Source organism: Granulicatella sp. WM01, assembly GCF_004570605.1.
Taxonomy (GTDB): domain Bacteria; phylum Bacillota; class Bacilli; order Lactobacillales; family Aerococcaceae; genus WM01.
In genome coordinates this window covers 1-24,395 of the sequence record NZ_SPPB01000005.1, presented here as the reverse complement: position 1 = coordinate 24,395, position 24,395 = coordinate 1, and the positions used below count along the sequence as shown (strand labels likewise).

General features: G+C 32.7%; 22 protein-coding genes and 1 pseudogene. 7 read left to right on the top strand and 16 right to left on the bottom strand.

Going from position 1 to position 24,395, the window contains the following annotated elements; all coding sequences use genetic code 11:
• Positions 1-3: 3 nt before the first annotated feature.
• The gene (locus tag E4T68_RS01580) at positions 4-963 is read right to left on the bottom strand and encodes a hypothetical protein (protein WP_135123458.1); all 960 of its coding nucleotides are present in this window, start codon (positions 961-963) and stop codon (positions 4-6) included.
• A 284-nt stretch (positions 964-1,247) separates the two neighbouring features.
• Between E4T68_RS01580 and E4T68_RS01575 the strand changes: the two genes are divergently transcribed.
• On the top strand, positions 1,248-1,493 hold the full coding sequence (locus E4T68_RS01575) for a type B 50S ribosomal protein L31 (RefSeq protein WP_135123456.1): 246 nt from the start codon (positions 1,248-1,250) through the stop codon (positions 1,491-1,493).
• A gap of 541 nt (positions 1,494-2,034) precedes the next feature.
• Here E4T68_RS01575 and E4T68_RS01570 read toward each other — a convergent pair.
• A complete protein-coding gene (locus E4T68_RS01570) occupies positions 2,035-5,217 on the bottom strand; it encodes a DUF6359 domain-containing protein (RefSeq protein WP_135123454.1) in 3,183 nt (1,060 codons plus the stop codon).
• Positions 5,218-5,757: 540 nt separating this feature from the next.
• On the opposite strand from E4T68_RS01570, the gene E4T68_RS01565 reads away from it, so the two are divergent.
• The 4 genes from E4T68_RS01565 (at position 5,758) to E4T68_RS01550 (ending at position 10,038) form a co-directional block, all read left to right on the top strand.
• Complete coding sequence (locus E4T68_RS01565) at positions 5,758-6,318, top strand: excalibur calcium-binding domain-containing protein (RefSeq protein WP_135123452.1); 561 nt, start codon at positions 5,758-5,760, stop codon at positions 6,316-6,318.
• A gap of 101 nt (positions 6,319-6,419) precedes the next feature.
• Positions 6,420-6,860, top strand: a complete 441-nt coding sequence (locus E4T68_RS01560; RefSeq protein WP_135123450.1) for an Ltp family lipoprotein — start codon at positions 6,420-6,422, stop codon at positions 6,858-6,860.
• Positions 6,861-7,274: 414 nt separating this feature from the next.
• Positions 7,275-7,520: a tyrosine-type recombinase/integrase gene (locus E4T68_RS01555; protein WP_135123448.1), complete on the top strand. Its 246-nt coding sequence runs from the start codon at positions 7,275-7,277 to the stop codon at positions 7,518-7,520.
• A 394-nt stretch (positions 7,521-7,914) separates the two neighbouring features.
• Positions 7,915-10,038, top strand: coding sequence for a GH92 family glycosyl hydrolase (locus E4T68_RS01550; protein WP_135123446.1), 2,124 nt, complete (start codon positions 7,915-7,917; stop codon positions 10,036-10,038).
• Positions 10,039-10,175: 137 nt separating this feature from the next.
• Here the strand turns inward: E4T68_RS01550 and sdaAA are convergent, their stop codons facing one another.
• The 13 genes from sdaAA to clpB all read right to left on the bottom strand — a co-directional run bounded on the left by sdaAA (position 10,176) and on the right by clpB (position 21,277).
• On the bottom strand, positions 10,176-11,081 hold the full coding sequence (gene sdaAA, locus E4T68_RS01545; RefSeq protein WP_135123444.1) for an L-serine ammonia-lyase, iron-sulfur-dependent, subunit alpha: 906 nt from the start codon (positions 11,079-11,081) through the stop codon (positions 10,176-10,178).
• Positions 11,082-11,367: 286 nt separating this feature from the next.
• Entirely contained in the window at positions 11,368-12,033 is a 666-nt protein-coding gene (locus E4T68_RS01540) for a serine dehydratase beta chain (protein ID WP_135123442.1), read from the bottom strand.
• 504 nt (positions 12,034-12,537) lie between these two features.
• A complete protein-coding gene (locus E4T68_RS09505; protein WP_194185069.1) occupies positions 12,538-14,937 on the bottom strand; it encodes an SA1320 family protein in 2,400 nt (799 codons plus the stop codon).
• Between the two features lie 6 nt (positions 14,938-14,943).
• A complete protein-coding gene (locus tag E4T68_RS01530; protein ID WP_228099212.1) occupies positions 14,944-15,321 on the bottom strand; it encodes a hypothetical protein in 378 nt (125 codons plus the stop codon).
• Positions 15,322-15,369: 48 nt separating this feature from the next.
• On the bottom strand, positions 15,370-15,600 hold the full coding sequence (locus tag E4T68_RS01525; protein ID WP_135123438.1) for a hypothetical protein: 231 nt from the start codon (positions 15,598-15,600) through the stop codon (positions 15,370-15,372).
• A 53-nt stretch (positions 15,601-15,653) separates the two neighbouring features.
• Complete coding sequence (locus tag E4T68_RS09895; protein ID WP_255518856.1) at positions 15,654-15,779, bottom strand: hypothetical protein; 126 nt, start codon at positions 15,777-15,779, stop codon at positions 15,654-15,656.
• A gap of 10 nt (positions 15,780-15,789) precedes the next feature.
• The gene (locus tag E4T68_RS01520) at positions 15,790-16,167 is read right to left on the bottom strand and encodes a hypothetical protein (RefSeq protein WP_228099211.1); all 378 of its coding nucleotides are present in this window, start codon (positions 16,165-16,167) and stop codon (positions 15,790-15,792) included.
• Between the two features lie 81 nt (positions 16,168-16,248).
• Positions 16,249-16,623 (bottom strand): hypothetical protein, encoded by a 375-nt coding sequence (locus E4T68_RS01515; protein WP_135123434.1) that lies wholly within the window; start codon positions 16,621-16,623, stop codon positions 16,249-16,251.
• A 2-nt stretch (positions 16,624-16,625) separates the two neighbouring features.
• On the bottom strand, positions 16,626-17,012 hold the full coding sequence (locus tag E4T68_RS01510; protein ID WP_228099210.1) for a hypothetical protein: 387 nt from the start codon (positions 17,010-17,012) through the stop codon (positions 16,626-16,628).
• 84 nt (positions 17,013-17,096) lie between these two features.
• On the bottom strand, positions 17,097-17,447 hold the full coding sequence (locus tag E4T68_RS01505; protein WP_135123430.1) for a hypothetical protein: 351 nt from the start codon (positions 17,445-17,447) through the stop codon (positions 17,097-17,099).
• The gene (locus E4T68_RS01500; RefSeq protein WP_135123428.1) at positions 17,444-17,818 is read right to left on the bottom strand and encodes a DUF1433 domain-containing protein; all 375 of its coding nucleotides are present in this window, start codon (positions 17,816-17,818) and stop codon (positions 17,444-17,446) included. The genes E4T68_RS01505 and E4T68_RS01500 overlap by 4 nt, the downstream gene beginning before the upstream one ends.
• A gap of 85 nt (positions 17,819-17,903) precedes the next feature.
• Entirely contained in the window at positions 17,904-18,197 is a 294-nt protein-coding gene (locus E4T68_RS01495) for a hypothetical protein (protein WP_167753770.1), read from the bottom strand.
• A gap of 494 nt (positions 18,198-18,691) precedes the next feature.
• Positions 18,692-21,277, bottom strand: coding sequence for an ATP-dependent chaperone ClpB (gene clpB, locus E4T68_RS01490; protein WP_135123424.1), 2,586 nt, complete (start codon positions 21,275-21,277; stop codon positions 18,692-18,694).
• Between the two features lie 331 nt (positions 21,278-21,608).
• Here clpB and E4T68_RS01485 point away from each other — a divergent pair, with 331 nt between their 5' ends.
• Both E4T68_RS01485 and E4T68_RS01480 read left to right on the top strand, forming a co-directional pair.
• A complete protein-coding gene (locus E4T68_RS01485) occupies positions 21,609-22,340 on the top strand; it encodes an ABC transporter ATP-binding protein (RefSeq protein WP_135123422.1) in 732 nt (243 codons plus the stop codon).
• Positions 22,327-23,904: a putative ABC exporter domain-containing protein gene (locus tag E4T68_RS01480; RefSeq protein WP_167753769.1), complete on the top strand. Its 1,578-nt coding sequence runs from the start codon at positions 22,327-22,329 to the stop codon at positions 23,902-23,904. The genes E4T68_RS01485 and E4T68_RS01480 overlap by 14 nt, the downstream gene beginning before the upstream one ends.
• A 236-nt stretch (positions 23,905-24,140) precedes the next feature.
• Here the strand turns inward: E4T68_RS01480 and E4T68_RS01475 are convergent.
• Positions 24,141-24,395: pseudogene (locus tag E4T68_RS01475) on the bottom strand (ISNCY family transposase); the annotation flags it as partial.

Here is a 24,395-nt window from a genome sequence, read left to right as displayed (position 1 = left end):
TTATTAATAATATTGCTTTAATACAGTATCAAGATACCCATCTCGAATACCTTTTTTCAGCACATGGACATCATGAATATTCAAATATGCCATGACCTCATCTAAGATTAGCATGCCGACTGTTTGCGTATGTAATCTATCTGGAGCAACTTGAAGTGCCGTTTTTAATACTTTACCCTCTTGATTGATGTATCCATCAATTAAATGATTTAAATGTTCTTTAGAAAAATATTTATGATTATCCGTATAGTACAATTCAGAAATTAAATTTCCACTAGCACGTATTGTGCCACCAATACCGTATAAAGTTGTCATATTTAATCGTTTAAGTGGAGAATTCTCTAGCTCTTTTCTTATCAAATGTCTTATCTGGATAGCTTCCGTCCTTGTTGGAAAAATTGCATTAACATGTTGCTTATAGAGATTTAGTGATCCGTAAGGAATAGAAAATCCGTCACTATAGTTTGAATTTTGACAAGTAATCACTTCTGTTGATCCTCCACCAATATCTATAATATACGAATCTTTAACATCAACTTCTAAACATGCGCCAAAATAATCCATTTTAGATTCTTCTTTTCCTGTTAACACGTGTACTTCAATACCAGTCTGTTCATAGATGCTTTTGACTACTTCTATTGAATTATTCACATTTCTCAATGCAGCCGTAGCAAATACAAATACTTCATCAACATTAAAGGCATGAAATACTTGCCCAAAGTTATTTAACGTTTTAACAACTTTTTTAACCCCTGATTTGTGTAATACGTGATTTTCAATATAAGATGACAATCCTGCAAATGTTTTTTTTGTAAACAAGAGTGCTCGTTTTTGAGTAGTTACCTGATAAATATTAAATCGAATTGTATTTGACCCAATATCAACAATACCAATAATTTTTCCTTGTTTACCTAATTTATTTTCCTTACATTTTTTATGATTTATTGCTAATTTTTCTGACATAATTCCCCTGACTAAGCACACATACTTAGTTTCCCTTACTTTTAGTTTACTTTAATTATACATTCAAAATAGAGTTTACGCAAAAAATAGTGCAATACTTTACAAAATCTTTACAATGTCCAGTCCCGTTTTGCATTGATAAAAGATATTTTCCGAGATTTATTTATTTTTAGTTGCAATTCCTTATATTACGTGGTATTATCTAAATGTTGTTTAAATTTTATATTGAAACAAGAAATAACTCTGTTTTAGCAAATAATTCAGGGCAAAAGGAGCGAATAAACATGAAAAAAGATATCCATCCAAAATATCAATCTGTTGTTTTCATGGATACTACAACAGGATTTAAATTTTTATCTGGTTCAACAAAATCATCAAACGAAACTGTTGAATGGGAAGATGGCAATACTTATCCATTAATCCGTGTTGAGATTTCTTCAGATTCTCATCCGTTCTATACAGGACGTCAAAAATTCACTCAAGCAGACGGACGTGTGGACAAATTCAACAAAAAATACGGTTTACAATAATATTTACGCACCACATACGTGGTGCTTTTTATTTTGCTTCATACTATTGTGGATATGCGTATTAGACTGATGATAAGACTGAATACTAAACCCTATTTCTAGCTATGGACTTTTTTGTTTATACCAAAATAACCATTTTGATGAAATGGCATAACTAAATTTTCGCCAAATACTATTAATCAATAAACAGAGTAGAAATTTTTTTATATAAAAACTAATCATGTCTGTAGATTGCGATATTAAGTATTTAATATTCATAGTACATGACACTTCTCAATGTGCTATCATGTTTAAAATTCTTAGAAAAGGCAAACATCTGAGTTTTTTCCTGCATTGCTTTTACGCATCTTTTTGTGAAAGGTCATCACTTTATATTCATCAAACAACAAACTTACTCCATTTCACCATATAAAAATAATCGTGTTAGCAAACTTTTCTGTTTACCAACACGATTTTTATTTTTATTATATCAAGTCAATGACTACTTTTTTTCAATTACAAAACTGATTTTTTCTCAGTTTACTTTATCTTTTTTCAAGTGTTAACAATCCACTTTACGCTCATATACCATAATTACAATACACGCTAAAGCTAAACTTAGGCAAATTACCCCGATTAACGTAGTATCTGAAACCTCTCCTGTGTATGGCAATACGTTACCTTTAATCACTTTTGTTTCAGTCATTGTTGATTGACCACTGTGACTAATCGTTGTTTCGGTAGTTGTTGATTGACTGCTTCGACTAATCGTTGTTTCAGTAGTTGTTGATTGACTACTTCGGCTAATCGTTGTTTGCATACTTTCTGTTTTATCAGACTGTATTCGTGCGCTTTCTATTTGATTATTGTCTTTATCAGTTGATGTTTGCTCATCACTTACAGGCGTTATTGGCAGCAATTTAGCATCCTCATCATTTGGCACAGTCGTGTCTTTTTTTAGATGTAGTTGCACGATAAGTGGATCATGATCCGAAGCTCTGCCATGCTGTTCCATAAACGGAGAATTGACGTGCACCATATCAAATGTATATCTATTCAATAGATGATTACTAATTAAGAGATGATCTAAACTTTGATTGTTCCCTTGATAGAAATAAGAAAATCTATCTGCTTCATCATGTTTGCTTACCAAATTTGTCATCCCAGCGCGTTCAATGATGTGCAATGTTTCTGTAAATTCAAAATCATTGAAATCACCTAACATCACTATATTAGCTTGATGAGCAAGCCCTTGCGCAACAAAGCGTTTAAGCTGTTCGGCTAGTTCATGACGTTTTTCTTCTGACTTAAACGTTACAGGCTGAACTTTACCAAATAGTCCATTATCGCCACGTTTTGAGTTTAAATGTGCTGAAATAAGCACAATTTTTTCTCCTTTAAATTCAAATTCAGCAACTAATGATTTTCTCACATTTGTCCATGCTTTATCTTCTGGATTCAGGCGAGCTAGGCTATATGCTAATTCTCCATTGTTCCAAGTGGCAATTTTTCCGACTGGCTTATTCGATAATGACACACGTTCTGGATTATACAAATATCCTGTACGAATATTTCCACCAGGCGCACCACCATCTTGATTGTTTTCTGGGGCAATATCAACATAAATGTATTTAGGTCCACCTTGAGATACTATTGCATCAATCAAACGTTGTGCGCTTTGACTTGCATCTGTTGTTCCGTCATTATCTGGCCCATTATTATCTTGGACTTCTATCAATGTAATAATATCAGGTTGTTTCAAGTCATCAACAAATGATCGTGCAATACGCTCTACTTTTTCTTGAGAAGTTGTTTTAACATTTGCCGAGAAATTTTCAATATTATAAGAGGCAATCGTCAATTTATCCTCTTCTTTTTGAATGGTTGTTTTTTCTGGCTGAGTTTTCCCAGAAACAACAGTTGGTACCTGCTTTGTATCGTCCACTAATACTTTATAATTTGTGAAACTATATGACACCGGACCTATCAAACGTCCAGAAAAACGATCACCAGATTTCACAACAAACGCTCCTTTTTTAAACAACAATGGAATACGTTCTGGATTAAAATCATTTAAAGCTAAACTTACGCCACCCACATTATTTAATGGACTTGTTGCATTTTCTGGTAAAACATAAACTTCTTTGTGTGACATAGGGCCTAATATTTTTGCATTGTCTACAGCAACAAGCATTCCCTCTATAGATTCCCAAAAATCTAAGGCGTCTTCTTGTGGGTCAAATGAACTCATGCCGTCATTATCAATACTGCCTGTTGGAACCTGTTTATCTACACCTAAAATAATTGGATTTGGGACTGTTGTTTGTCCTGTTTTCGTTAATTGATTTGCTCTAATTTCAGTAATTGTCAAATCAGTTTGTTTTTTCTCTGTATACCCATTGCCCAAATATTCATTTACAATTCCTTGAATACTTAAAACATCACCAACAGATACATTATGATTTGCTTTAAATACGCTAATACCATCAGATGTTTTGTCATTATCATCTGGTTGAACATCTTGTACATAAAAACGTGAACTACTTTCCACAGAAATGACGACAACTTCTTTAACTGTTACTTCACGCTGATTATAAGGGGACACATGCCCTTCACCTTGAATATTTCCTATTTTCAAGCTACTAGTTACTGTTTCTTTATCTGCCTTTTTTACAATTTCAATATGTGATAAATCAAAAGGTTTAATTTGATTTTGATTATCGTATGTAGATAAAATTCCGGTCAAATTGATAATATCGCCTTTATCTATTTTACTCAATAATTGAGTAGCATTTACGCCTGTTCTATTATCTACACGAACCTGAACTTCTCTACCTTGTTCATCTATAAGCATAAATGTAGCTGTTCCATAACTATCACTTGAAATCTCTCCAACACTTACATGCTCTAATCTAACCATAGTAGACTGCTTATCTGCACTTAATTCAGGAATGAGAACCGTTTTAGTAACCGTTTCTATTGAGGTGTTCTTTAGTAATGCATGCTCTGTTATTGTTGTCAGTTGCAATTCACCTTTATAACTACTCAATGTTCCTGTCAACTGAATAACGTCACCTAATGTATACCCTAATGCCTGTTTAGGATATATGTATATCCCTTGTGAAGAGTCATCAACAAGATAGAAACCTTGTCCTCCCCAACCATTCACAACACTAATAATTTTTCCTTTTACAGTATAACTTTGTTGCTGTTCACTAGTTCTTAATGTCGAAATAGGGATTGCAGATGATGTAACACTTGTTGAGGAATTAGTTTCTGGTTTTTCTGTTTCAGGAGCAGCACTTTCCTCATCAACAAATTCTAATTTTGTAATGGGTTTAATACCTGCTCTTGAAAAATATGTATCACTTTTACCTGTAATGCGGACTTTTTTCCCAATTAATGATGGATTATCTACACTATTGTATTGAGAACGTAATACGCCACTTGGCAATTGAATAGGAACAGTATCTACTGCATTAGCCGATTGACTGTTGCCTAGAGCAATGTTTGTCTTAACTTTCCCATACGCTGTTTGGCTTTGCAAACTCCCTGTAATGTACCCTTCTACAGTAATAATTTGCCCCTTTGTAGCATCAGCACCTTGTGCTAAATAATTATCTACAGATAAAACTTGTGCTTCTTGAGCATAAATGGTTTGAATAGCAAGTGTACTATCTAAAACTGGTGTTAAAAATAATGATGATAATGTCACATATTTTAACAACGTTTTTTTGAATTTCATATCATGTCCTCCTCAAATTAATACATTCATTTTATCAAAAAAAACAAGAATTAAAAAGATAAAACTGATATATTTTACATGTATTAAACGAAAGATTTACGTATACTTGACAATTTAGTGTCTATTTCTTTGAATTTACACTGTTTCAATGCATTTACCGTTCATAAAGTCATAGACTAAACTACATAAAATTTAAACGCTAGGAAATAAAATTATTTTAAAATCTTATTGAACAAAATCTTGAAATATTCTTGAATATGAAAAAATGCAATCCCCATGAATTCGAAGAGAAGTATATTTCAATAAACATTTTATAAATCAGCAACAAAGGAGATGCATGTTAGGCAAATCGCATTTTAATATAAATGGTAACCTAACATTAAACGAAAATGGACTAAAAGAGATTCTGGCTGTCATAAATTCATTTAAATATAGAAAATATTTTAATAAAAATAGCAAAAAAACTTTACAAGATTCATAAAAAGTTAGATAATTACAATATGATTTAATCAGAAAACACAAAAACAAAGAAGAAATATTATGAAAGATAAAATATTAGAACTTTTTAAAGATAAAAAGAATGTTATTATTGTTGTTTTAAGTGGGCTTTTTCTTGTGTCTTGTGTTTCAGGATTAGCACAAAATAAAACAAATGAATTGGCTTATAGTAAAATGTCATCTCTTGAAAAAGATTTAGAAGTAGCTGAAAGTAAAGCTAAATACTATATAAAAGAATATGAAGATATCAAAGAAACATGGAAAAAACAAATAGACAGAAGAGATAGCGAGATAAAAGAATTAAAAAAAGAAATTGAGTCATATAAACAAGGTACTGAACAACCTAAAGACGAAAAAGTAGTCTCACAAACTCCTACTACTCAAGTACAGGCTACTGAGCCAGCTCGAACTCAAGCTCCAGCAACACAGCAAACCGTACAGCAGACTGTACAACAAACACAACCAATAACAGCAGCACCTAGACAAGTCTATTACAAAAACTGTAAAGAAGCTAAAGCAGCTGGAGTTACCCCTATCCACAGAGGAGAACCTGGTTACGCTCCACATCTTGATAGAGATGGCGACGGTGTAGCGTGCGAATAACAAAAAAGATAAATTTTTATGAGGGAATAACAAAAAGCATGGAGGAATTAGAATTTAAAGAATATTAGAGGAGATAAAAATACTGAAAGGAGGTGATATTAATGAAAAAATGTATGGGAGTAATTGTTGCTATGTTTTTATTAGTAGCATGTAATAAAGCACCTGATTCTCCAAAATCATCAAGTGGTGCAACAACATCTTCTGGCGTTAGTACAACATCAAAAGAAACTACAGTAGCTACAACAAAAACAAACCTAACACGTCAGCAACAAAATGCAATAAAAACTGCTGAATCTTACTTACAATATACTTCATTTTCAAAAGCAGGTCTAATAGAACAGCTAAAATTCGAAAAATATTCTGATGAAGATGCACGCTTTGCTGTTGAAAATATAGAGGTAGATTGGAATGCACAAGCATTAAAAAAGGCAAAGGAATATCTAGATTATTCATCGTTTTCTGACGAAGGATTGTATGATCAACTTATCTATGAAAAATTTACAGAATCAGAAGCGCGATATGCAATAAGTAATCTTAAGTAACGGTTTTTTTTAGTTTAGAAACAAAGTAGAGATTGATGAAAAGGATTTATCTTATTAATCTTAATTTTCTAAAATAAAAAAGTCAACCACGTTAGCTGACTGACCACAGCAGTACATAGCTATTTTGGTTCTATGTCAAATAGGGTTGATGAACTTTTTTCATCAACCCTATTTATTATAGAACCGCTATTTTTTATTGAAAAAACAAGCAAAAACCACACTCTCCCCGACAAAAGTTTGAGTGTGGTTTATTTATAAAAACGCTATATGATAGGTTTCTTTGTGCTATTATAACATGAGAACATAATAGTAACAAGCAAGAATTATCCTTCGTAAACAAGCATTACTTTTTTATCTTTAGGAAAAGGGAATCCTATTAATGTTTTTTCTACTGAAACAAAACAATTTACTCAAATGGTAGCAAATCACAAACAACTACAAAGGAACATCAAAAAACTCAATATCCCCTCCTTTGCATCTCACGCATTTAGACATACACATGCCAGTTTATTGCTTAATACAGGTATTGGGTATAAAGAATTGCAACATAGATTAGGACATACTACTTTAAGTATGACTATGGACATATACGGTCATATTAGTAAAGATAGAGAGAAACAAGCCTTTTATTATTTCGAACAAGCCGTCAATAATTTATAGTGGTGTACAAATTTATTAAAACCAAATTTTCAAATTATAACCCCCTTATATTATCGGCTTTTATAGCGATAAATTAAAATGATACACAAATTAAGTCACTTTCTACACTAATATGGTCAATCCTATGCAAATAGTTTTTATCCCACTATTCTTATACTATAATGAGCATATATATCGCTAGTTATCGTGGTATTTTAGAAAGGAAAATTAAGGATATTCATCCTTCATAGAACTATCAAATACAATGGTTTACTTTTTATAATGCTAAAAAAATTAACAAAAATATGTCCCTAATTAGAAAAGACTACTAAATAGTGTCCCAAGAGCATGTAACCATTATTATGCAGTTTATACCCAACTGCATATAAACATAAATTTTAAGGAGGATGTTACAATGACTGTTTCAACAATTGACACACGCTATGGCACATATAATTCCCATAGTTTTTCAAACGGTAACACATTACCTCTTACAGGTGTACCTTTTGGAATGAATTATTTTACACTACAAACAACCGATACAAATGGAAGCTGGTTTTTTAATCCGCATGAATCAACGTATCAAGGGATTCGTTTGACACATCAACCTAGCCCTTGGCTAAGTGATTTTTCACAATTTTTAATCACACCAGTTACAGGAACACTTCAGCGTGATAGCCTATTTCATCGTCAAAGTAGCTATCAAGTCGACCAAGCAGTATTTCGCCCTGATCAGTTAAGTATTTTTTCTAATCGCTTCCGTACACAAACAACGCTTGTTCCAAGCATGTATGGTGCAAACATTCATATGACTTCCCAACACCTGAATAGTGGCTTTGTCTTTTTTGCTCCAGATAAATCTTCTTATCGTCAGTTAGACGACTATCATATTGCCGTGACACTGTATAACGCCAGCCAAACGCAAATGGAAAATTTTGCAATGTATATTGTCTTACAATTTAATCATCCAATAACCAAATTTTCCCAATTAGTTGAAGATACGCATCTTAGCAAAGCCCATTTTGAAGGCAATAATATCCATATTCGTGTAGATTTTGATACACAAGATGTTGAGGTTAAACTAGCTACTTCTTTTATCAGTCACGCACAAGCTATAGTCAATTTAAACCACATTAATGATTTCCAAACACAACAGACATTAGCTACACAAACATGGAATAGTCTATTACAACGTATTCATGTACACGATAAAGAAACAGATGCAAAAAAAATGTTCTATCATTGTTTATATCGTTGCTTATTATTCCCACAGACGTTTTATGAAATTACTGAAGATAAAAAAGAAATTCATTTAGATACGAAAAGTGGAACAGTTAAACCTGGAAAATTCTTTACGAATAATGGATATTGGGATACATTCCGTACGACATATCCACTATTTTCACTGATCTACCCAGATTACTATGAACAATTTTTAGAAGGTATTTTAACACATTACCATGACACAGGCTTTCTACCTAAATGGTTATCTCCAGATGAACGTGGAATCATGCCAGGAACTTTGGTTGATGGAGTTTTAGCAGATGCCTGTGCAAAACACATTAGACCTGATTTAATGCCGGAATTATTACAAGCAATGGTACATACAAGTACAACAGAATATCCAAACGGACTATATGGCCGACACGGTAGCAAAACATATCAAGAATTGGGCTATTTGCCATTAGATTATAATGAAAGTGTCAGTCATAGTTTAGATTATGCCTACAGCGATTGGTGTATCGCCCAAGTCGCTAAATCTTTACATCAAACAGATATTTACCAACGCTATGCCACATCTAGTTTAAGTTATCGCCAACTATTCGATAAAGAAACAGGATTTATTCGTGCTAAGAATAGAAATGGTCAGTTCAGAGAAACATTTTCCAAATACGCCTGGGGCAAGGACTATGCAGAATGCTCTGCAATCCAAGCAACATTATCTGTTTTCCATGACATTGACGGATTGCGTGAGTTATTAGGTGGAGCTAATGAATTAACACGCTATTTAGTTAATTTATGCCAAGAAAAACGTTTATTTGAAGTACAAAACTATGGATATGAAATTCACGAAATGAGTGAATTTTCTCAAACTCCATTTGGACAATTAGCAATCTCTAATCAGCCAAGTTTCCATATTCCATATTTATTTAATTGGAGTACACGTAAAGACTATACAACTTTGTTGATTAAGCAATTGCTAACGCACACATTTTCACCTGATTTTAAAGGGTATCCAGGAGATGAAGATAATGGTAGTCTATCAGCTTGGTATATTTTCTCCAGTCTAGGATTTTATCCAGTTTGTCCAGGTAAAGCTACTTATCAATTAGGTATTCCTCAATTTGATAAAGTAACACTTTATTTCCCACATGTTAAGAAACCTCTTGTTATTAAATCAGAAAACAACTATGAACACTACCAGTTTGTTCAACAAACGTTATTAGACAATACTGTTGTACATGAATTATCTCATGAAGAGTTACTACATGCAAAAGAATTAACATTCACATTATCTTTATTGCCTAATCATAACTAATACATAAAAAATGGCTTTAAATCAAAGAGATAGACACCTCTGATTTAAAGCCATTTTAGTTTATTTATGAATTTTTGTTTACCTATCACAAACATATTCTCCACAATTTTTATGGAAAATAATATTTAAACATCTTTTTACTCTACAAAATCACTCTCTACATGACAAGGATTACCAAAAATCCTCATCTTAATATCAATCCCTGTACGTGTTCCTGCACTACCACCTATCCCAGTTTCTCTAAATTCTCTAGGCATTTTCTGCCCTATCTCACGCATGGCATCAATCACTTCATCAGCAGGGATAACATTTGTAATGCCTGCCAATGCCATATCTGCTGCAATAAGTGCATTCCCTGCACCAATAGCATTTCGTTTAACACATGGAATTTCCACTAATCCCGCTACTGGATCACATACTAATCCAAGCAAGTTACCCATTGCTATAGCAAACGCTGTTGCGGATTGTTCAGGCGTTCCACCACTAGCCTCAACTGCAGCCGCTGAAGCAATTGCACTCGCACTGCCAACCTCTGCTTGACAACCACCCATTGCTCCAGAAATCATAGCATTATTAGCCACAACCATTCCAAACAAAGCTGATGTAAACAAGAAACGAATTTGTTGTTCATGCGTCAAATCTAATGTTTCTGAAATCGAAAAAATGACCCCTGGAATAGTTCCACTTGCCCCTGCTGTTGGAGTGGCACAAACAACCCCCATTGCAGCATTTACTTCATTTGTTCCTAAAGCATACTGAACGCCTGCTAGAATACTATCCCCTGATAATGTCTTACCTTTTTTACGATAATTTGCCATTTTCACAGCATCTCCACCAGTCAATCCTGTTGGAGAAAATACACCTTTTCCGGTTAAACTTCTTTGAACAGCTTCCCTCATCACTAATAAATTCTTTTCCATCTGCTCCCAAATCTCCACTCTACTTCTTTGGGTAACACTCATTTCTTGCTCTATCATCAATTCAGAAATACTTTTATTTGTTCGTTCAGCCGTATCAACAATATCTTTGATACTCATATACATACTATATATCTCCTTTAAACTCCTTGTATTTATTTTTTAAATAGGCTTACCCTATTTTTTGCCCATAAATAACAGAGGTTATCATTTATATACATAAAAATGTATTCTTTACGTATGTACCAACCATTGTATACTATCTTCATTTAGTAAGCACACACTTCAATTAATCTTTTCATGACAAATAACTTAACCCTAACACACACAGATACTACTCTGATACTATCCTTGTATTTCTTTAAGTACTCACTCTCAACATAAGAAAAACTCTACATAAATGTACATTCTCCTAAGCCAACATATAAAGCTGTGGAAAATCAGCTAATATTGCCTTTAAGGTCGGAGAAAGAAGTGTCCGCAATTCGAAAATTTGAAAAGAAACCATATCATTTTGAACAATTTGGCTATTATTGATAATCATACCATGACTTTCTAATAATGTTTTTAAGTCACGCTGAATACCTAGTCGTTCAATCAAAATCGGAAGCGTACCTTGAACATGAACACAAAGGCCCTCTAATTCAAAATACCGCACTTCAATCGCTCCACCTCCAACAGACACTCCCATTAGACGAATAGACTTATTTTCTCCATATAAATAAATATCAGCCGTATTAGCATGATTTACTGGACTATTTTCTTGTTTTTCAATAAATTCAATCTTCAGTCCTTTATTTTCAGCAATTTCTAAGGCGTCAGGTACGCGTGTATCATCTGCACTAAATCCTAAAATACCTGAAACAATCGCAAAATCTGTCCCATGTCCCTTATGCGTTTGTGCAAAAGATTCATAATAAACACAAATCATTTTTTTAGGCTCCTCACCTAACAGAGCCCTTGCCATCAATCCAATTTGCAAAGCACCTGCCGTATGTGAACTAGACGGACCTACCATAATTGGACCAATAACATCAAAACAACTTCTAAAATTAATGACTTTTTCTTCCATGTTCATATATCCTCTTTACATATCGTAAAATAGTTTATTTTATATATACATCATATCAATAATTTTAAAAATGTAAATGATTTTGTACGCTAAATCTTACAAAACTTATTTAACACAATATATGTTCTTTTTCATGCCTAACAAATGATGCGCTTACATTTAGTACATGTATTCTAATCAATCTCACTTATCATAAATAAAATATTTCACTTTTTATATTTTAACCTTATCTTCCATCACTATATCATTTCAATTTTCCTCCATATCTTTTTCATTAATTTTTTAATTAAGGCTATATTAAGAACACTTCATTATTTTCTCTTTTGAACCCTTCATATCGTATTGTTTTTATCACAACTTTTCTTAATTATTTTACCATTTTTCTACAATTTACTATTTACTTTTACAAAGGACAAATTAAGATGATTTAAGTGAGTCTTTTTCTTTTGAAATAAAAAAAGACTTTAGATAAGCAACACTGCTTAAATAAAGCCAAGAGAATCATTCAAATTAATAAGGTAATGGTGTATTTAAACTAAAACGACTGCTAGATGATGACACTTCACCTGGTGTCGTATATTCATTATCTCCAAAACAATCCCCCACAAATCGTGCATAATAGTCAATCAACCGTTTAGTGTCCTGTAATTTATGTTTTAACACGTCAATAGATTGTGAGCTCAGACCTTCTCCAGTAATCACGTGTGCCACATGGTCAATTTCTTGACTCAAGCGTCTTGCCAATTGTAATACTGTTTTCTGTCCTTGTACAATCTCATCTAAATCAAATGCTTTATATACACCTTCTTCTACTATTGGTTTTAATATGCTATCAAGATGTTGTAATTGTCCTTTAGCTTTATCACATTGCCAAATACAATTTTGAATGCGATCAAAAGTAGAGATTATAGTAGTGTCCAGTTGTTGAATGATTTCTCTAGTATATGAGGGATATAGACTTTCTACTCTCCCCCAATAACGCGTAGTAAGACTAGATTGATGCTTTCCATCACTATCTATTGTGATCTCTTTTTCTTGTATATAAACAGATAATTCGTAAGTTTTCTTAATACGTGAAACACTTTCTTTTAAAGATCGCCCATTATCTACCCATAACTGCAAACCAGCCTCAAATTTTCCAATAGCTTCTTGAAAAATATGTGCAACTTTTCGTGAATAGTCACGACTTCTTTGTTCTACTTGTCTATCAAATGCTTGTAACACATCTTTTACATCATCAAATACACCATCTTCTTCTAAATAAGCTGTATAATTAGATGGCACCCTAAGTGTAGGCATTTCACCTACAAATTTTCCTTCTTTCAGTTGAGCACCTAACCAGTGGTCTGCTTGTTCAAAATGGTGTGCTATCCCTTTAGTTAATTCAACAACACTTAACAACCCTTGGCATAATTCCAGTGTATTTTGATAAATAATGTCTAATACACTAGTTAAGGCATCACTTATCCCATCTTTTTTACCAAGTCTTAATCCTTCTCCTTCAAACAATTCATCGCTACTTTTTAATAATTGTTGCACTGCATTTTCAATAATATGCCATGAATTTAACAAACTTTGTTCTCCGGCAAAACTATACATACTAGTAATCACTTTTTCTTTATTAACTTGTTCCCATAATTTACTGCAATTTTGTTGAAACAACATTATATACTGATCTAATAAAATTTTATAATAGCTATAATATGGTGCTGTTCCATTAATTAAAGGGGTTTGACTATTTAAAAACGGGTTCAGTAGTGAGTGCGTTTGTCTCCCTTCATCAAATAAATATTTTTTATTCATACTAGGTGCTACAGATTCATTTAGATGATGAAGTACTGTTCCTAATCCTGCTGATTTAAATAATTCTTTAATAGTTTCACTAATTTGTTGCTTTCTCGATTCAAAATCTTTACTAATCTTCTGATTTTTTTCAATACATAATTGACAAATTTTAGCCATTTTCATCAAGTCTTCCTGAATCCGTGCACTCAAATTGTCTGCTAGTGTATTTAATAAATCTGGATTAACAATAATATCTTTACTAGATGTTATATAATCATTTTGTGATAATAAATTTCTTGGTTTTACGTCTATATCATTCAATAGAATATCCATTTTTCCATCTGCATTGATATCTATCCTATCTGATAATGTAGGATCAACCACTTCTCCATTAGCATAAACAATTTGTCCTGCATCATTTGTTTTCCAATCCGATAGACTATGCGTATACAATCCCCATCCATAATGAAGATGTAAAGCTGAGTTGGTTGTATCTCCGACAATTCCCCCTAACCAATCATACCAATTTCTAAAATTTCTAAATTGCTTAGGATTAGCTTTCATATACTCAATTTCTTCTTTAGATATCATATTAGAAATATCTGGACCGTTAAATCCTACATTATTCCAACCGTTTTTCAATGCCACATACATTGCTAAAGACTCTCCTAATGAATGACCGGTTGTTGTAATTTTTGAATTGCGGTATTTTTTACGAATCTCTTCAGCAAAAGCTAATGCCGTTTTAGGTTGTGTGTCAACTATTTTTAATGTGTCGGGTTTATTAATAGAACCCTGTAGCATTACTAAGTTGTTTCCTAATCCAATACTTTGTAGATCTGTGTCAAAATCATTGCCACCGTCCCATATATTCGTTCCAGCATAGGCAATAACTATTTGTGATGTATCTACTTGTCCATCAATCACAGGTGCAACTGCCATGGCTTGCATACCGTTAGATAAATTATCTTCTACGTCTATAACATGAAATTGTCCTAAAGTATCTTTATCATCGTCATACTTATAAATCATATTTTTTTGTGGATGATACGGAACATCTAATCTTTTTTTCTCAGTCCAATAAACTTTTTCTGAAATTTTACTGTACATTTCATCTGTTATCATAATATATTACTCCTTAAGATATATTATATTTATTTTCTTTAATTCCTCATCAAGTTCTTCTAGTGGTTCTTTTCTCTTAAAAGAATCAAAAATATTAGTTGGACTCATTCCAATTCCATCTTCTGAATTATTAAATCTGGATATTTCTTTGAGCGATAGCCCTGTTTTATACTGTTCATTATTATTTATAACATAAACTAAATGATACATACCTGTTTTATTATCCCTACTAAAACTAATAAATTCAATTGATTTAATATTATATCCTCTAACAATCCTTTTCACCACATTATCCTGCTGCTCTTTTGTCAATGTTTCTTTTTTCATACTACACCCTCCTATAATCAAAACTACAATAGCTAATAATGCCAGTATCTTTTTCATACGCATTCTCCTAAGTCATCTTTTAATAAAATAATCATCACAACTTTATTATACCGTACTCCAATAAAAAAGCCTATTCCAACAACATAATGTTGCCAAAATAGGCTTATAATCAATGCAATAAATAGAACCTTGTAACATTACTAAGGTGTTTCCTAGTCCAATGCTTTGTATATCTGTGTCAGCATCTCTACCACCGTTCCATATATTCGTTCCAGCATAAGCAATCACTATTTGCGATGTATCTACTTGTCCGTCAATCACAGGTGCAACTGCCATGGCTTGCATACCGTTTTCTAAATTGTCTTCTACTTTTATAACCTGAAATTGTCCTAAATGTTGATTCTTGTCGTCATAAAAATATTTTTATCTTTTTCTGGATGATAGTCTACATCCGTTCTTTTTTTCTCTGCCCAATACGATTTCTCAGATAACCACCTTAATTTTATATCTTCCATCTTTATTTCCTCAATTTTTTAAATATTTAATTCCAATTTTTGATACATCTATATTTCCATAGTCAACAGGATTTCTCCTCTTTAAATATTCAAAATCTTCCACAGGGCTTAATCCAATATCCATACTGGTACCATATTCTTCAATTTTATTTGCAGATAATCCCGTTTGCACAGAGTTATCATTTATTCGAAACAACAAATGGTACGTACCCGTATTTTTATCCTTTGAAAAAGATATAAAATCTACACTTTTTATATCATAGTTTTTAGCTATATTTTTTACTACATTATCCTGTTGTTCCTTCGTTAACGTTTCTTTCTTATTCATCATATTACAACCTCCTATAAATAAAACTACAATAGCTAATAATGCCAGTATCTTTTTCATCCACATTCTCCTAAGTCATCTTTTAATAAAAACAATAATCACAACTTTATTATACCATACTCAAATAAAAAAAAGCCTATTCTAACAACATAATGTTGCTAAAATAGGCTTGTAATCAATGGAACTTTTTAGCATTACTGAGGTGTTTCCTAATCCAATGCTTTGTATATCTGTGTCAAAATCATTGCCACCGTCCCATATATTCGTTCCAGCATAAGCAATAACTATTTGTGATGTATCTACTTGTCCATCAATCACAGGTGCAACTGCCATGGCTTGCATACCGTTAGATAAATTATCTTCTACGTCTATAACATGAAATTGTCCAAGAGTAGGGGTTTTGGGATCAAAATCATAAATTTCTCCCTTTTTAGGATGATACTTTACATCATTTCTATTCTGTTCTACCCAATATACTTGCTCTGCTAACCACTTATTATGTTTATCACTAATCATCGTCAATTCTCCAAATAATGCACTACTATTTTTGATATATTGACATCACTATCTTTTAAGAACCATTCCGAACGCTCCAAATATTGAAATTTTCCTCGGGGATTTAGTCCCACTGTTCCATACATATTGTTAAATTCAGAAAGACTATCTGTTGGAATTGTTGTTTCTAACGTCGTGTCTTCATTAAGACGAATGGAAAGTAAATAAATACCTGTACTGTTATTTTTTGATAACTGTAGAAATTCAACAACATTTACATCATACCCTCTAGATATCCATTTAACTACATTATCCTGTTGTTCTTTTGTTAACGTTTCTTTCTTATTCATCATATTACAACCTCCTATAAATAAAGCTACAATAGCTAATAATGCCACTATCTTTTTCATACGCATTCTCCTAAGTTATCTTTTAATAAAAACAATCATCACAACTTTATTATACCATACTCCAATTAAAAAAAGCCTATTCCATCAACATAATCCTGCTAAAATAGACTTGTAATCAATGGAACTTTTTAGCATTACTGTAGTGTTTCCTAATCCAATGCTTTGTATATCTGTGTCAGCATCTCTACCACCGTCCCATATATTCGTTCCAGCATAGGCAATAACTATTTGTGATGTATCTACTTGTCCATCAATCACAGGTGCAACTGCCATGGCTTGCATACCGTTTTCTAAGTTATCTTCGACTTTTTCAATAATTTCAAATTTATCACCCGCAACTCTGTCACCTTTTTGATATGGCGAACTTGTTTTTTTCGAATCTACAGAGTAAACATCTTCGGCAATTCCTACATATTCTTTTTCTGTAACCATCATTTAGACTCTCCTAAATATATTATTAAAATATCTTGTATAGATTCATTTTTTGATTGACTCTCTTTATTTTTCAAAAATAAACCACTATTTTTGGATGCTAAGTGATTTAATGATATTTCCTCGGTTTTACTATTTATTTGAATAGAAATCCAAATATTATCGTTTACCACTGCAACCATCCGATTAAAACCCGTCTTATTATTTTTTGTCGCTTCTATGAATTCTATTTTTTTTATATTCTCATAATTATTTGTTACATATTGAGCTATACTATCCTGTTGTTCTTTTGTTAACGTTTCTTTCTTATTCATCATGTGACATCCTCCTATAAATAAAACTACAATAGCTAATAATGCCAGTATCTTTTTCATACGCATTCTCCTAAGTTATCTTTTAATAAAAATAATCATCACAACTTTATTATATCATACTCCAATTAAAAAAAAGCCTATTCCATCAACATAATACTGCTAAAATAGACTTGTAATCAATGGAACTTTTTAGCATTACTAAGTTGTTTCCTAATCCAATACTTTGTAGATCTGTGTCAAAATCATTGCCACCGTCCCATATATTCGTTCCGGCATAGGCAATAACTATTTGTGATATATCTACTTGCCCATCAATCACAGGTGCAACTGCCATGGCTTGCATGCCATTAGATAAATTATCTTCTACGTCTATAAGTAGTACAATGCATTGATTCTGTTTTTCCACTTTTAACGGCTGATTTATTTTCCAGATGTTCATCAACTTATATTGGTAAAAAACAACTGTGTTTCATTTAATAATATAAAAGCAATCGTTTTAGTGAACTCTTTTTATTTACTACCACGATTTATTGTACACTTTTGTTTAACATGCTTACTAAGTTAATCGAGTAGGGATAATGTCTAGCACCTCTCACATCAGCGTGCATGCCGTTTAGCACACGGCAATTCAATCAACCTTTCACGCATGTCATCAAAATAATAATCTAAGCAAGAAACCAGTCCTCGTTTTGCGAGGATTGATTTTTCGTACGACAATGCTCGTCGTACACAAAAACAGCGTGAAACGATATGTCATTTCACGCTGTTTTTATAACCAGTTGACAACTAGTCAAGTATACTATTTGACATAGAACCTGATTTTAATACCTAAAAATAGGGTTAATGGACTTTCGCCATCAGCCCTATTTATTATAGAACCACTATTTTAGCTTTTATATTTACCGATTTTTCTCAACATCATTTTTCTTGTAATTATCCAAAAATCACTTGCCCGTCTTTTAAAATGGCTTGAATAGCTTGTCCGCTACTTATGCTACCACGAATCACTTCTCTAGCTAAAGGTGTTTCAATTTCCTTTGTAATAAAGCGTTTCAATGGTCTAGCACCATACATAGGATTATACGCATGCTCTGCAATCCAAGTAACAACAGAACTATCTACATCTAAATCAATATCTTGTTGCATTAATCTCTCTTTTAACTCATTGATTAATTTGGTGACAATTTCTTTAACAACCCCTTGATGCAATGGAGTAAAGAGAACAGTATCATCTATACGATTTAAAAATTCAGGTTTAAAATGAACTTTTAACAAGTTCATGACCTCATTTTGCGTGTCCTCAGAAATATTTCCTTGACTGTCTACACCTTCTAGTAGAAGATGCGAACCAATATTACTTGTCATAATGAGGACAGTATTTTTAAAGTCAACTGTTCGTCCTTTAGAATCTGTTAGTCGCCCATCATCTAATACTTGCAACAAAATATTAAAAACATCAGGATGAGCTTTTTCAATCTCATCTAATAAGACAATCGTATACGGGCTGCGACGTACCGCCTCTGTTAACTGCCCACCTTGTTCATAACCAACATATCCCGGAGGGGCACCAACTAGACGTGACACGGTATGTTTTTCCATATATTCACTCATATCAATTCTGACCATGTGAGTTTGGCTATCAAATAATTGTTCTGCCAAAGCCTTAGCTAATTCCGTTTTTCCTACGCCTGTTGGCCCTAAAAATAGAAAACTACCAATAGGACGATTAGGGTCTTGCAAGCCTGCTCGACTTCTTAACACTGCATCAGCAACACGCTGAACAGCTTCATCTTGACCAATCACACGTTGATGCAATGTTTCATCTAAATGCAATAGTTTTTCACGTTCACCAGACACTAATCGTGTTACTGGAATGCCTGTTAAACGTGCGACAACTTCAGCAATTTGTTCTTGTGTGACTGCCTCTTGTGTCAAGCGTCCATGTGTTTGTTCAGCTTGTTTTGTTTCAAGTTCTTTTAACTCTTGCTCTAGACTTGGAATTTTACCATGTCTTAACATGGCCGCTTTTTCTAAATTATATTCTGCCTCAGCACGTTCCAATTCGTGACGAGCTTGTTCTAATTCTTGACGTTTTACACTAAGTTGATTCACATCTTCTTTTTCTGTTTCCCAGCGTAATTTTAAAGCATGTGTTGTTTCACGTAATGATGCCAATTCTTCTTTTAAGTCTGCTAAACGTTTTTTACTTGCCTCATCTTTTTCTTGTTTCAATGCTGCCTCTTCAATTTCTAACTGCATTAAACGGCGAATAGCTTGGTCTAATTCTGTTGGCATAGAATTCAATTCAACTCGAATTGTGGCACAGGCTTCATCTACCAAGTCAATCGCTTTATCCGGTAAAAAGCGATCCGTAATATAACGATTAGATAGTACAGCTGCTGCTACCAGTGCATTATCATGAATGTTTACACCGTGATGAATTTCAAAACGTTCTTTTAATCCTCTTAAGATGCTAATGGCATCTTCAAGTGTTGGCTCTTGAACAAGAACTTTTTGAAAACGTCTTTCTAACGCTTTATCTTTTTCAACATTTTCTCTGTATTCGTCTAGTGTTGTTGCACCAATACAATGGAGTTCTCCTCTTGCTAACATAGGTTTCAGCAAGTTTCCAGCATCCATGCTTCCCTCTGTTTTACCTGCACCTACAATTGTATGTATTTCATCAATAAATAAAATAATACGCCCATTACTCTCTTTAACTTCTTTTAAAACAGCTTTTAAACGTTCCTCAAATTCTCCACGATATTTGGCTCCAGCAATGAGTGATCCCATATCCAAAGAAATAATCACTTTATCTCGTAAATTCTCAGGAACATCACGTTTCACAATACGTTGAGCTAACCCTTCTACAATTGCCGTTTTCCCAACTCCTGGTTCTCCAATTAGTACCGGATTATTTTTCGTTTTGCGTGATAAAATCCGAATAACATCACGAATTTCTTCATCTCTACCAATGACTGGATCTTGTTTTCCACTCCGAACTGCTTCAATTAAATCTACTCCATATTTTTTTAATGCCTCATATTGCATTTCTTGATTTTGTGATACCACACGACTTCCTCCTCTCATCTGTTTGATTCTTTCTTCCATTGCTTTTTTTGTCACATATTTTTCTATATATGTTTTAACAACATGATGTGTCATCTCATATAACGCCAATACAACCACTTCTGTTGCTATATAGTCATCTTCAAATTTTTCTCGTATATGTTCAGCGTGTGCAAATAATTGAAATAGTGCTTGTCCAATATTTTTTCCATACTGTACTGTATTTCCCTCTACAACAGAAACTTTATCTAGTTCTGTATCTAAGAACTGTTGACACGCCTGACTATTTAATCCTAATTCTTCATATAATTGTCTAACAAAATGTCCTTGTGTCAAAAATGCTTTCCACAAATGGACAATGTCAATTTCTTGATGTTTACGCACAATGGCAATTTGCTGTGCCTGTGCTAAAGAGTCTTGCATCATTGTTGTCATTTTTTCAATACTCATTCAATCACCTAACCTTTTTTAGCACTTTATACCAACAGCTGCTAGCACTTTAACTACTACAGTGCTAATTATACGTGATATTTTCTTTTTTGTCAACTCTAGTTTTTAAGTTATGTTTCATACCCCTAGTAGCCTGACACACAATACGAAAGCAAAACGATTAAACATTAAAACGAATAGTCTGTAAAAAAACTTTTTTCATGACAACTAATTACCTCACTTAGAACAATTGACTGTATCACTTTTTCCTTGCTTTCACATTTTGCTTAGTTTATACTTAATATAATATTTTATATATGTGTGTACTTATCACATAAAAGGAGTGAATTTTATGTTAAATGTTTCTCAGGTATCTAAACGTTACGGTAAAAATCTAGTCAATAATGATTTATCATTCACATTAGCTGACAAACAATTGAGCGTATTATTAGGACCAAACGGTTCTGGAAAATCAACTATCATTAAATGTATCGTAGGCTTTCTTCGTTATGAGGGAGATATTACACTAGATGGAAAGCCCATTCATGATCTAGATGTGAAACGCCAAATTGCCTATGTTCCTGAAGTTCCTGAACTATATAACGAATTAACAGTATGGCAACATTTTCAGTTTATTGCTTACGCTTATGGGATTACTAACTTTGAACAAGATGCTGAACATTACTTAACACTTTTCCAGTTGCATACAAAAAAAGACGATTTATGTGGCTCTCTATCAAAAGGTATGCGTCAAAAAGTAAGTATTATTTGTGCATTAATTTTAAATCCACGCGTATTAATTGTTGACGAACCTATGATTGGATTAGATCCAGATGCTATTCGAGAATTAAAAAATATCTTCCTTACATTAAAGGAAACATGTGCTATTTTAGTCAGTACACATTTAATTGACAGTATCACAAATATTTGGGATCAAGTGTTAATCTTAAATCAAGGTAAACTTGTCTATACAAGTACTAAAGATGAATTTGAACAATCTCATCAGTCTCTTGAAGATATTTATTTCTCACATCATAATAGCTGTTCCGATAGCAAAGGAGTTGATGAAGATGAAACTATATAGTCGCTATCTTTTATTCACATTTAAGAATGCTCTGCGCTTTCCAAAATACGCCTTTAAAATATTACCTGGATTGCTATTTTCGCTCATTGGACTCATTATCACAGTATACTTTAGTTTTACAATCGAACGTCATCAATTCCATTCTGGACTATTGCTTGACATCATAAAGATGCCTTTGTTTATGTTGAGTTTTGTCGTTGGATTATCTCTGATTAGTATATATAAATCGAATATGACAGGTGCTAGGGCATCTGATGCCTCATTTTTAATGCCTGCTCCAATCACACCCTTTCAATTCTATGTGTTTATGAGCTTAAAAAGTGTTCTTTCACTAGTTTCACTAGTCGGATTACCATTAATTTATATTCCGTTTTATTCACAAGTATCGCTAAGTTATCTAGTTCACCCTCTTCTTATTTTACCGATTTATTTTAGCTCTTTATATCTTGTTTATATTTTGGGTTATATAGACTATGTGATTAAGACTAGTCATCAATTATGGATTCGCCTTATTAAATATGCTATTCCATTATTATTTATAGGATTTATAGCTTTACTTATTATAACCATTCAACAAATCGGTATCATCAATACGTTGACAAATTCTATTGTACTTTATTATCCCTTAATTGGCTGGGTAGTTGGATTAATGAGTACACTCGCAAGTGGTCATTTAGCACACGCCATTTTATTTGCTAGTTTATTAACTATCAGCTTAATTGCCTCTCATTACTGGGCAAAATCATCATCTTATAATTACTATGAAGAAGAATTAGCAGCCGTTCAAAAGATAGAGGCACTTTATCAACGTGCGTATTCAAATAAAGGGATTGAACTCAAACCAAAATTCCAGCGAACAACTAAACACATTACACATGCTAATGAAAAGGTACTTTTGGATATAGCATGGATACGTGCAGGAAAATACTGGTATCTCCGTTTTGGAACATTACTGAAATGGGTTATTATTTTGGTTGTATTATTGATTCCCGTAAACAAATCAATTCAGTCCAATTCTTCTTATGCTCAATTTTTTGCATTTGCTATGTTAATTGCTACAGGGTACATTCGACTATTTTCTATAAATAATAACGAGTCTCCTTTAACTACTGACACGTATTTAGCATTATTGCCAATTAAAACAATTTATAAATTGATTTATCCTTTAGCCATTCATGTTTATCACGTTATATTTTATACTATAGGGTGTTTCTTTATGTTTTCACTAAGTTTATTATTTAATCATCATCTTTTATTGGCAGATTTTATTTTATGGACAAGCTTAATTTTTTGTATGGATTTATTTGATTTAATCCGTACACGCATTTTACAACCACTAACCCTTGAACGTTTTACTGGAAAATTCATTCAAACTTTAATCAACTTTGTCATTGTATTGCTTTCTCATAGTTTTATGTTTATGTGTATTCATCTATTTTCTATTCCAATTGCTTTGGTGATAAGCATAATCTTCTTTATTCTTTTAATTGGAATAGTACTCTATTTAGGTATCAAATCTTACGACTATACGGAAAAATGTAAACAAGATACCATGTTATTCTAAACTATTGTATCGCAAATATTTTAAACAATTGACTTTAAAGGCTTTTAATTGAGAGTTCTAATTATCCAATTTAAAGCCTTTTTTATCGTTAACTACTTATTTGTATCATATCGGTTAAAAAACAGATTTATGTCAATCGAAAATGAAAATGTCCCAAAATGTGGGCCACTATAAGTGCAATGATTTTCAAAAAATCATTGCACTTATAGGGCAAAATAATGTATGCTATTAAAGTATCAAGCAAGCTTGTTGTCTTGATACTCTTCAAGAGTTTTTCCAATACTCTTGAGATAGCGTTTGAAAGATGCCAGTTTCCAAGGATGTGATTGTGGTGGAACGTATTGGCGTCTTTCTTTTTTTATATTCTCACCCAAATCAAACACCGCTGAATGCTCTTCATGTGTTAACAAACAACGTGTGGCATAAATGTTGTCAGCTATATTCAAGAAAATATCCCCATTAAATGCTTCAATAACCAACGCTTTTGTGTG